This window comes from Cryobacterium sp. TMT2-10 (genome assembly GCF_004403075.1).
Classification (GTDB): Bacteria; Actinomycetota; Actinomycetes; order Actinomycetales; family Microbacteriaceae; genus Cryobacterium; species Cryobacterium shii.
This window is the reverse complement of sequence record NZ_SOGW01000039.1, coordinates 1-5,190: the sequence shown is the minus strand read 5'-3', so window position 1 is coordinate 5,190 and position 5,190 is coordinate 1. Positions and strand designations below refer to the sequence as shown.

Sequence of the window (5,190 nt, the reverse complement as noted above, 5' to 3'; positions counted from 1 at the left end):
CGCCGACACGCCGGCCCGCTCGCCAGCCTCCTCGCTCGAGACACCCTGCCCCACGAGGTCCCAGAAATCCTGCCGGTGTTCCCGGCGCCACCCCGGCGGTCGGCCCGGCGACCGCATCGGCTCCCGCCCGAGTTGCGTGGCCATCCAACCCTTCGGACGTCCCATATTCCACCTCCATAATCGAGGTGTTGCGACGACCGGTTGAATCCGCCCTGGGTGCCACGGTCGCTGTGGAAGATCACGGTCGCCGGGCGGTCTCCGCGCAGCACCATGGCCATCGTGAGGGCGTCCTGGATGAGGTCAGTGCGCATGTGGTCGGCGATGGCCCAGCCGATCACGCGGCGGCTGTGAGCGTCGATGACGGTCGCCAAATACACCCACCCCTCCCAGGTCCTCAGGTAGGTGATATCGCCCACCCAGACCTGGTTCAGCGACCCGGTATCCCACTCGCGTTTGACGGCGTCGACCGGGTAGGCGTCAGCGTGGTCGATGATCGTGGTCGTCTTCCACTTCTTCGGACAAATGCCCACCAATCCCAGGCGTTTCATGGTCACGGCGACGGTCTTGCGGGAGATGATCTCCCCGTCCGCGCGGAGATCGGCCAGGATCCTCGGTGCCCCGTAGACCTCGTCGGAATCGCCGTGGAAGAAGGCCACTTTTTGCTCGATATGCACCCGCCGAAGCGACGCCGGCGACGGCGGCCGGCCGACCCAGGCGTAGTAGCCCGACCGGGAGACCTCTTGAAGACGGACCATGCGGGTGATAGTGAAGTTGGTCTTCTCCGCCAGCATCAGTTCGAACGCTTGCCGTTCGTATCCGACGCTTCCTGGGCGAAGAAGATGGACGCTTTTTCAAGAACGCCCTGTCCATCTTCAGGTCCGCGTTTTCTTTCCGAAGCCGCAGCAGCTCAGCTCGTTCAGACTCCGTCACCTCGGTCTGCCCGGTCTCGTTGCGACCCTTGAACGCGGTCAACACCAGCTTCACGGCCTCGTCTTTGTACTCAGGAGTGAACTCCCGACGTGATCTTGCCATAGTGAACATTCTCTCTTGTGAGGTGTCCACTCGCTGGGGTCAAGGCCAAACCACTCCTGGAACGCCAGAATCGAACGCGGAAAATCAGGTTTGGGCACACCTCACTCAAGCTGAGCTAAGCGGATACGCACTAATCGACTTATGCCGACTCCGTGATTATGCCGATGTCGCCGCGGCCACTCTCCGATATCACTGATAGCGCTGGTATTTTCCGCAGACCCCAGAGAGATTGTCGGCATAATTCCGGCGTCGTTGGAAGCTGTTTCCGAGGAGGCATCGCGCTTCCAGACGAGGAACGAACTTATGTCAGGAACACGCAGAAAGGCTGGGGCTATGGCGCCCTACATCGCCGCCGTCGATGCGAAGCTGGCCGCGGCCGGCTACACGCCGGGCACGCGGCGGGGCATGTTGAAGATCGTCGGCGACGTCGGCCGCTGGCTGGAGACGGAACGGCTGACGGTCGCGGATTTCGACGAGTCGGCCGTCGCGTCCTTCCGCGCCGCCCGGGCCGGGGCGGGTTTCACTCAGAAGCTCTTTGGCCGCTGCTTCACTTTGATGTTCGAGGTGCTGCGGGAGGGCGGGGTACTTGCGCCTCGTCCCACGGCGGTGGTTTCTGCGCTGGAGGCTCTGCTGGCGGACTATCGGCAGTGGTTGGTCCACGACAAGGACCTGGCGGCGATGACGGTGCTGCGCTACGAGAAGTTGGCGCGGCGATTCCTGCAGATCGGTCAGCCTGCAGGAGAGCTGCTTGACACCACGATGCTGTCCGATCTCGAGATCTCGGCATTCATCCTGGCCGAGAGCGAGCGGGTGAGTCTCGGGTCCGCGCGCGGGCGGGTCGCGGAGATGCGCTCGTTGCTGCGCTACCTCTATCTCACGGACCGGACCAGCTGGAATCTTGCGGGATGTGTTCCCGCGGTCGCCGGTTGGCGCGACGCGCACCTGCCCGTCGCGCTCAGCGCCGGGCAGGTCGAGGCGATGGTGGACAGCTGCGATCCCGGCACCAGCACCGGCCGCCGGGACCGGGCGATCATGCTGCTGCTGGCCAGGCTGGGACTTCGGTCCATCGAGGTCGCCCGGTTGCGCCTGGACGACGTCGACTGGCGCGCCGGGGAGGTCACGGTCCGCAGCAAGGCCCGCCGCCGCGACCTGATGCCCCTGCCCGTCGACGCGGGAGAAGCGCTGGCGGACTACCTCCACGAGGGCCGGCCGGCGTCGCCGCACCGGGAGGTGTTCATCACCGAACGGGCCCCACGCAAACCGATCGCGGCGGATCTGGTCGGTGATGTGGTGCGCCGGGCGGCTCGCCGGGCCAATTGCCCGGAAGCGAAGGCACACCGGCTGCGGCACGCGCTGGCGACAGAGATGCTGGCGAAAGACATCCCCCTGCTGGACATCGGGCAGGTGCTGCGGCACCGGGATCTGGCCACCACTGCCATCTACGCGAAGATCGCCATCGACTCGCTGCGCGGCATCGCCCAGGACTGGCCGGGGCAGAACTCATGACGACACTCACTGAGTCCTTGGACGACTACCTTCGGCTGCGACGGAACCTGGGCTATCAGTTGGCTGACGCGGCGAGGCTTCTTCCCCGGTTCGTGGCGTGGATGGACGCCAATGAGCAACCGACGGTCACTATCGCCAACACCATCGCCTGGGTCGAGTCCGTGTCGGCTGAACCGGGCAGCGCTGTCTGGCCGCGCCGAATGACGGCCGTTCGCGGCTTCGCCCGCTACCTCTCCGGCATCGATTCCGCGACAGAAGTTTCACCAATCGGGTTGTTCCCCTCCCGCCGGCGCTGGAGGACACCATTCATCTATTCCGTCGACGACATCACCGCCTTGATGGGCCACGCGCAGCACGACTTGGATTCGCGACTGCCCGCGGCGACGTATTCCAACCTGATCGGGCTGCTGTCGGTGACGGGGCTACGCATCGGGGAAGCGATCCGGCTGGATCGGGCCGACGTTGACCTCGCTGCCGGCGTCCTCCTGGTCCGGGAATCGAAATTCATGAAGACCCGCAAGGTTCCCGTGCGCTCCAGCACCGTTGCTGCACTGCGCACATATGCCGCTCAGCGCGACACGCACCTCCCGGCGCCGTCCACCACGAGCTTCTTCGTGATGGTGACAGGAAAACGGCTGCTCTATCCCGTTGTCCAAACCGTCTTCCACCGCCTGTGCTCCGAGGCGGGGATCGGCGTCGGAGCGGCCCGCGGTCCCCGCTTACACGACCTGCGTCACACTTTCGCGGTCACCACGCTGGTCAACTGGTATCGCAGCGGCGCCGACGTCCACGCGCGACTGCCTTATCTCTCCACCTATCTCGGGCACCGCGATCCGCGGTTCACCTACTGGTATCTCTCCGCTGCGCCAGAACTGCTCGCCCTGGCCGCTGAACGCCTCGCGCCTGGGGATGGGCGGGTGCAGTCATGACGGCAATCACGGCGACGGTCCAGGTATTCTTCAGCGACCGTTTGGCCAAACAGCGCCAGGCCAGCGGCCACACCATCGCCGCCTACCGCGACACGCTGCGGCTGCTCTTCGCCTTCGTCCAGTCCACGACGGGGAAGCTGCCCTCGCACCTGGACTGGTCGGATCTCGACCAGGGCATGATCAGCGCGTTCCTGAACCATCTGGAGACCAAGCGGCACAACAGCGCCCGCACACGCAACGCCCGCCTGGGCGCGCTGCGGTCGCTGTTCCGCTACGCCGCGCTGCAGCACCCCGAACACGCCGACGTGATCGCCCGGGTGCTGGCGATTCCGCCGAAGAGGTTCGAAAAGCAACGGTGTCCTACCTCACCGCCGCGGAGGTCGACGCACTGCTGGCCGCGCCGAACCTCACCACCTGGGAGGGCCGCCGCGACCACGCCTGGCTGATGCTCTGCGTCCAGACCGGGTTGCGGGTGTCGGAGCTGACCGGGTTGAACTGCGCCGACATCGCCTGCGGCACCGGCGCAAACGTCCGCTGCCACGGGAAGGGACGCAAAGACCGCGCCATCCCGCTCACCGCAGCAACAGCGGCGGCGATCCGCCACTGGCTGCGTGAGAGGGCCGGCCTGCCGACCGATCCGTTGTTCTGCACCCGCACCGGTCGACGACTCACCCGCGATGCGATCGAGCACAGACTGGCCGCCCACCACTCCACAGCCGCCCTAGCCTGCGGAACATTGCATTCGAAGAAGCTGTCCCCGCACACGCTGCGGCACACCACCGCGATGACGCTGCTGCACGCGGGAGTGGACACCACCGTCATCGCGCTCTGGCTGGGCCACGCCGACACCCGGTCCACGGATCCCTACATCCACGCCGACATGACGATCAAGGAACGCGCGCTGGCCAAAACCACCCCGGTGTCGTCGCCGCCCGGCCGATACCGTCCCGCGGACAGCCTGCTCGCATTCCTCGAAGGACTGTGATTATGCCGACCTCCACGCAGCCAACTACCGGTCACAGTCCTGGAAAACACTGGGCGCGGGGCCCGCCGCCCCACCCACATCGGCATAATCACGGAGTCGGCATAAGTCGATTACGAGCAGCGTCGGGCCGGCGAAGAACCGCATCATCGTGCCCCATTTGCCTTCGATCGCGGCGCGGTGGCAGCGGGCGGCGAGGTCGGCGGCGGAGGTGAAGTAGGTGCGGTAGCCGGCCTGCACTGCGGCGTGGCCGAGGCCCGTGGCGATGTGTGTTTTCCCGACTCCGGGCGGCCCTATTAGGAGCACGTTGGTCGCGGTCTCGAGGTAGCGGCAGGTGCCGAGCTCGGCGAGCAGGTTGCGGTCGATGCCGGAGGCGGCGGNTCGAAGTCGTCGAGGGTGGCGCCGGTGGGGAGGTTCGCGAAGCGGAACCGGCCGGAGAGGCGTCGGGCGTCGGTCGCGGTGACCTCGATGGAGAGTAGGCGCTCGAGGGCGTGGGTGAGGCTCCAGCCCTCGGCTTGGGCCTGGTCGAGGACGCGGGGCAGGGCGTCGGCGAGCTTGAGCTCGGTGAGGTGGCCGCGCAGCTGCTGATAGACGCTCGCTGGCGTCGCCGTGGTCACGGGGGTGGCGGTCGTCTGGGTGGTGGTGAGTGGGGTGTTCATCGGAGGGTGTTCCTGTTCTTCGCGGCCGTCTCGTAGGCGGCCAGGCTGATCACGGTGGTGGGTTCGGTGGCGCCAGTCAGCG

The 5,190-nt window shown here is 66.4% G+C and carries 7 protein-coding genes; 4 read left to right on the top strand and 3 right to left on the bottom strand.

Features of this window, described 5'->3' with window-relative positions; translation table 11 throughout:
• Positions 1-791 (bottom strand): IS3 family transposase (locus E3T37_RS04950; protein WP_134365714.1); only part of this gene is annotated, 791 nt, incomplete at its 3' end.
• 574 nt (positions 792-1,365) lie between these two features.
• On the opposite strand from E3T37_RS04950, the gene E3T37_RS04945 reads away from it, so the two are divergent.
• The 4 genes from E3T37_RS04945 to E3T37_RS17125 are packed head-to-tail and all read left to right on the top strand — an operon-like array spanning position 1,366 to position 4,452.
• Entirely contained in the window at positions 1,366-2,538 is a 1,173-nt protein-coding gene (locus tag E3T37_RS04945) for a site-specific integrase (protein ID WP_198415969.1), read from the top strand.
• Positions 2,535-3,467, top strand: coding sequence for a tyrosine-type recombinase/integrase (locus E3T37_RS04940; protein ID WP_134365712.1), 933 nt, complete (start codon positions 2,535-2,537; stop codon positions 3,465-3,467). The genes E3T37_RS04945 and E3T37_RS04940 overlap by 4 nt, the downstream gene beginning before the upstream one ends.
• Positions 3,464-3,913: a site-specific integrase gene (locus E3T37_RS17130; RefSeq protein WP_198415968.1), complete on the top strand. Its 450-nt coding sequence runs from the start codon at positions 3,464-3,466 to the stop codon at positions 3,911-3,913. Before E3T37_RS04940 ends, E3T37_RS17130 begins: the two co-directional genes overlap by 4 nt.
• Complete coding sequence (locus E3T37_RS17125; RefSeq protein WP_198415966.1) at positions 3,823-4,452, top strand: tyrosine-type recombinase/integrase; 630 nt, start codon at positions 3,823-3,825, stop codon at positions 4,450-4,452. The genes E3T37_RS17130 and E3T37_RS17125 overlap by 91 nt, the downstream gene beginning before the upstream one ends.
• Positions 4,453-4,476: 24 nt before the next feature.
• On the opposite strand, the gene E3T37_RS17605 is transcribed toward E3T37_RS17125, so the two are convergent.
• Both E3T37_RS17605 and E3T37_RS17600 read right to left on the bottom strand, forming a co-directional pair.
• A complete protein-coding gene (locus E3T37_RS17605; RefSeq protein WP_255572615.1) occupies positions 4,477-4,803 on the bottom strand; it encodes an ATP-binding protein in 327 nt (108 codons plus the stop codon).
• Positions 4,746-5,108, bottom strand: coding sequence for an ATP-binding protein (locus E3T37_RS17600; protein ID WP_255572610.1), 363 nt, complete (start codon positions 5,106-5,108; stop codon positions 4,746-4,748). Before E3T37_RS17600 ends, E3T37_RS17605 begins: the two co-directional genes overlap by 58 nt.
• Positions 5,109-5,190 lie beyond the last annotated feature (82 nt).

Bases quoted from the DNA above. Each gene is read 5' to 3' on its own strand.
- E3T37_RS04940 (WP_134365712.1), top strand. From the start codon at position 2,535: ATGACGACACTCACTGAGTCCTTGGACGACTACCTTCGGCTGCGACGG.
- E3T37_RS04945 (WP_198415969.1), top strand. From the start codon at position 1,366: ATGGCGCCCTACATCGCCGCCGTCGATGCGAAGCTGGCCGCGGCCGGC.
- E3T37_RS17130 (WP_198415968.1), top strand. From the start codon at position 3,464: ATGACGGCAATCACGGCGACGGTCCAGGTATTCTTCAGCGACCGTTTG.